We start from the raw sequence: 4,748 nt of genomic DNA, 5'->3' as shown, positions 1-4,748 counted from the left end.
CCTTCATCTCCGCCACTGGCAACTCCATTGTACCGCCCTGCCCCAATGGTGGTACCGAAGCGTGCAGAGAGTGATTTTGACGATCTGCCGGGAGAGAAAATTACTCTTCCAGCCGAAGAGTCGGCGCCAGCACCTGTGACTCCACCGACATCACAGGAACAGCCCTTACAACCCAAACGTGCTGATGCGCTCGATAACCTGATCCAACAAGTACAGTAAATTTTACAACCCTCATCAAAAAAAGCCCTCCAATGAGGGCTTTTTATTGCGTGACTTTTTAAAGTGATTTCTTTTGAAACAGATAAATCTGATAGTGAGCTTGCAACTCAAACTGCTCCTGCTGCTCCAGTGCCTGACGGCGTTCCGCTTTGGCCTTATAGGCATAGGGGGTCATGGCAATCAGATGTTTAAGATCAGCCTGTGACAGCGTCATAGGGGCTTCTACTAGCTGTTCACTGAGCAGATCAAAGCCATCTTTGAGCTGCTCGACAAACTTTTGTGGTTCATGCGGTTTTACCTCTTCAAATAAGGCTTCACGCAGAGCATATAAGTGCTGTGGTGCTGGGGTCACCACCATCAAATATGACTTCGGTTTCAGAACCCGCAGAATCTCCTGTTGTGGAATCGGGCTGAATAAGCTGGTACACAAATCAATCGACTCATCCAGTACCGGCAAGGTTGCCCCGGTCCCCACCACCCAGGTCACTTCTTTATTTAGTTTGGCGGCCACCTGAATGGCATTCTTGGCAATATCGACACCGACACATTGCATTACTTCGGCCTGCATGGCATCGGTGTAATAGCCTTCACCACAGCCGATATCCAGCAGGTTTTCAATCCGCAGCTCACGGATTTTCCCGACGACCGCCTGCTGTAAGGGGGCGTAATGACCTGCACTTAAAAAAGCCCGGCGTGCCTGCACCGATTCCGGTGTATCGCCCGGATTTTTACTGTGTTTATGCTGTACCACATGCAGATTCACATAACCCTGCTTGGCCACATCATAACTATGCTGATTCTCACAGCGCCAGCTACGCGCATTTAAGCTAAGCTGCTCACGACAGACTGGGCACATGAGTAGATTCATCATTTTCTCCAAAACAAAAAAGCCGGCATGCGCCGACTTTTTCCAATGCATTACTTAACGCAATTTTAAGGTCATTAAGCCCAAAACTACCAGCATAATTGTAATAATCCAGAAACGAATTACCACCTGAGTTTCACGCCAGCCTTTTTTCTCATAATGGTGATGTAGCGGTGCCATCAGGAAGACACGTTTATTACGCATTCTTAATGAACCGATTTGCAGAAAAACTGAAATGGCTTCTACGACAAATACACCGGCCATAATGGCAAATACAATTTCCTGACGCACCATTACGGCGATCGTACCCAGCATCGCACCTAAGGATAAAGCACCGACATCACCCATGAATACTTGCGCCGGGTGGGCGTTATACCACAGGAAAGCCAGACCGGCACCAATCATGGCAGCGCAGATGATCACCAGCTCAGATGAATATTTTACGTAGGGAATATGCAAATAGTTGGCAAAACGCACATCTCCCGCCAGATAGGCAAACACCCCCAGACCGGCTGCCACCAGAACCACTGGCATAATCGCCAGACCATCCAGTCCATCGGTGAGGTTAACAGCGTTCGAGGCTCCATTAATCACAAAATAGGTGAAAATAATAAAGCCAATTCCCAATGGAATCAGCGATAAAGGAATACTCAAATCTTTAAAGAAGGGAATCAGCAAATCCAGCATATTCGCAGTATGCACCGGATTGGTCTGCTGCTGCGCGATTACATACAGTGCAATCCCGGCTCCAAGTGAACCGACCGACGTCCAGAAAAATTTCTTGCGGGCAGGCAAACCGGCATTATCTTTATAACGGATTTTAATCCAGTCATCGGCCCAGCCAACTGCACCAAAAATCACCATCACCGCCAGGACAATCCACACATACGGGTTGGAAAGGTCCGCCCAGAGCAAGGTGGAAATCCCGATCGATAACAGGATCAATATCCCGCCCATGGTCGGAGTGCCCATTTTCTTGGCATGGTTTTCCGGTGCGAATGAGCTGACCGCCTGACCATATTTCAGGGCTTGCAGCTTGCGGATCATGATAGGACCCAGAACCAGACCAATCATCAATGCCGTCAGGACACTTAACAAGGCACGTAAAGTTAAATAACGTACCACCTGAAACGAGCTGTCAATGCCCGCCAATTGTTCAAATAGCCATAACAGCATTTAGAGTTTCTCCATCAATGCAGCCATCAGGGTTTCCATATGGGTATAACGTGACCCCTTAAACAGGAAAGACATCGGCTGAGGTTGATGTGTTTCAATCAAATGAATTAAAAATGGCAATGCCTGCTCCTGATTTAAAAAAGCCTGCATTTTTTTACCATATTGCGTACTACGTGCCCCTTCCTGTGCCGCAGGTGCAAACTCACCCACTGCCACAACAAAGTTCAAGCCTTTCACAGACACCAGATCACGGCCCAGTTTATAATGTTCCATTGCTGCCGCTAAACCCAGCTCACCGATATCCCCCGTCACCATGACCCGGATGCCCGGTTGCTGGGCCAGCACTTCTGCAGCTGCGCGCATAGAAGTCGGATTGGCATTATAGGTATCATCAATAAATAAAAAATCTTTGTGCTGAATAAAATTCAGACGACCTTTAGCTTCCACAGCCTGTTCCAGTCCTGCCACAATATCCTCCAGACTGATCCCGATTGCTAGCGCAAAGGCAGCGGCAGCTGTAGCATTTTCGATATTATGCTCACCTGCAAATGGCAGATTAACCGCTTTTGTACCTTGTGGCGTATTCAGGACAAAACGGGCCGACTGGGACTGTAACTCGATTTCGCTGGCATAGACCTCGCCACCCGCACCGAAACTCAAGACCTGCTCGGTACTCACGGCCTGACGAATTGTCTCGGCATAATCATCAGCTGCCGGCACAATCGAAGTTTCAGAAATATGCGCATAAATTTCCGACTTGGCACGACAAATGCCATCGCGCCCGCCAAATTCACCCAGGTGAGCTGTACCGATATTGATAATTCCGGCCACATGGGGCTGCACCAGATTGGCGGTATAATCAATTTCCCCACAATGACTGGCACCCAGCTCCATCACAGCATACTGGTGCTCGGCACGCAGTTCCAGCAGCATCATCGGTACGCCCAAATCATTGTTCAGGTTGCCTCGGGTCACCAAGGTAGGTGCCAGACGTGAAAGAATACTGCCCAGCATTTCCTTGGTGGTGGTTTTCCCACTACTCCCCGTCAAGGCAATCACTTTAAGCTGTGAATGCTGCTGACGGCGGTACGCACCCAGATGTCCAAGTGCCAGGCGGGTATCTTCTACCACCAGTTGACAAATATCGGCATCTACCGGAGAGCTAACGATCGCCAGCTGACAGCCCTGGTCAGCGACCTGTGCCACAAAATCGTGCGCATCAAAACGCTCACCCTTGAGTGCCAAAAACGCATCGCCAGTTTCTGCATGACGTGAATCGGTTAAAATTCGCTCGATCTGATCGTCAGGCTTTTTATCATTCAGCCAATAGCCTTGGGTGGCCTGCTGTAATTGTTCTATACTCCACGGCTCTAGCGCCGCAGTCGTTGTGGTTGAGGTATGCATGTAAAATCCTAATGCGCGGGAAATGCTGAATCTGTCGTATGATGCCGGGCATCAATTGCTGCCTGAACTTCGACCACATCATCAAACCAGTGACGAACTCCATCAATTTCCTGATAGTTTTCATGGCCTTTTCCGGCAATCACCACAATGTCACCTGCTTGTGCATGCTTCACGGTGTATTTGATGGCTTCCCGGCGATCCTGAATTTCATGATAGGTCTTGCCTGAAAAATCAATGCCTTGTTTCATGTCGGCAAAAATCTGTGCCGGGTCTTCGCTACGCGGATTATCCGAGGTCAATACGGCGATATCGGCGCCCTCCAGCGCAGCCTGAGTCATCAGCGGGCGTTTACCACGGTCGCGGTCTCCCCCACAGCCAAAAGCTGCCCATAACTTTTTCGACGCATGGCGCTTCAGTGTAACCAGCACCTGAGTCAGGGCATCTGGAGTATGTGCATAATCCACGACAAACAGGCGTTCACCATCACGAATCACCTGCATACGTCCTGGTGCACCTTGCAGTTCAGGCACTGTCGCGATTAAGTCGGCCAGTGCAAAACCGGACTGTTCCGCCATGATCAGGCTGGCCACCAGGTTTTCAATATTAAAGTGTCCCAGCAACGGGCTACGAATGCTAAAACTGCCTTGTGTAGTCAGCAGTTTGAATGCAGCTCCGGAAATACTGTAGCGGATATCCTGAACCTGATAGTCTGCTGACTGAGACAGTGAATAAGTTAATATTTTAGGCTGGCTTGGATTATTTTTTGCAGCATTCAGCATCACATCAGCAAAGTCATCATCCAGATTGATAATGGCAACTTTCAGACCGGCAAACTTGAAGAGCGCAGACTTGGCTTCGGCATATGCCTGCAAAGTCCCATGATAGTCCAGATGATCCCGGCTCAAATTGCTATATGCCGCGATTTCAATCTCACAACCATTCAAGCGACCTTGTTCATCTATATCGTACTTCGTGAACTGCTCCTCAAGTCTTGTAATCAATGGAACAACCGCAGGAGCAAAAACAAGCTGTACCGTAGCTTCATTTTCTGTATATCCAATTTGACTAATCCAACGGCTAGTCA

5 protein-coding genes are annotated in these 4,748 nt (G+C 48.9%); 1 reads left to right on the top strand and 4 read right to left on the bottom strand.

Annotated features, from left to right (window positions below; translation table 11 throughout):
* On the top strand, positions 1 to 219 hold a 219-nt coding region (locus E2K52_RS15120; RefSeq protein WP_151205536.1), incomplete at its 5' end, for a hypothetical protein.
* Positions 220 to 277: 58 nt separating this feature from the next.
* Here E2K52_RS15120 and E2K52_RS13410 read toward each other — a convergent pair.
* The 4 genes from E2K52_RS13410 to murE all read right to left on the bottom strand — a co-directional run.
* The gene (locus E2K52_RS13410; RefSeq protein ID WP_151205535.1) at positions 278 to 1,087 is read right to left on the bottom strand and encodes a putative RNA methyltransferase; all 810 of its coding nucleotides are present in this window, start codon (positions 1,085 to 1,087) and stop codon (positions 278 to 280) included.
* Positions 1,088 to 1,141: 54 nt separating this feature from the next.
* Entirely contained in the window at positions 1,142 to 2,260 is a 1,119-nt protein-coding gene (mraY, locus tag E2K52_RS13405; RefSeq protein ID WP_151205534.1) for a phospho-N-acetylmuramoyl-pentapeptide-transferase, read from the bottom strand.
* A complete protein-coding gene (locus E2K52_RS13400) occupies positions 2,261 to 3,664 on the bottom strand; it encodes a UDP-N-acetylmuramoyl-tripeptide--D-alanyl-D-alanine ligase (RefSeq protein WP_151205533.1) in 1,404 nt (467 codons plus the stop codon). It abuts the gene before it with no gap.
* A gap of 8 nt (positions 3,665 to 3,672) precedes the next feature.
* A partial coding sequence (murE, locus tag E2K52_RS13395; protein WP_151205532.1) for a Mur ligase family protein occupies positions 3,673 to 4,748 on the bottom strand: 1,076 nt, incomplete at its 5' end.

This window comes from Acinetobacter sp. RF14B (assembly GCF_006864105.1).
GTDB classification, from domain to species: domain Bacteria; phylum Pseudomonadota; class Gammaproteobacteria; order Pseudomonadales; family Moraxellaceae; genus Acinetobacter; species Acinetobacter lwoffii_C.
This window is presented reverse-complemented; position numbering and strand designations above follow the sequence as displayed.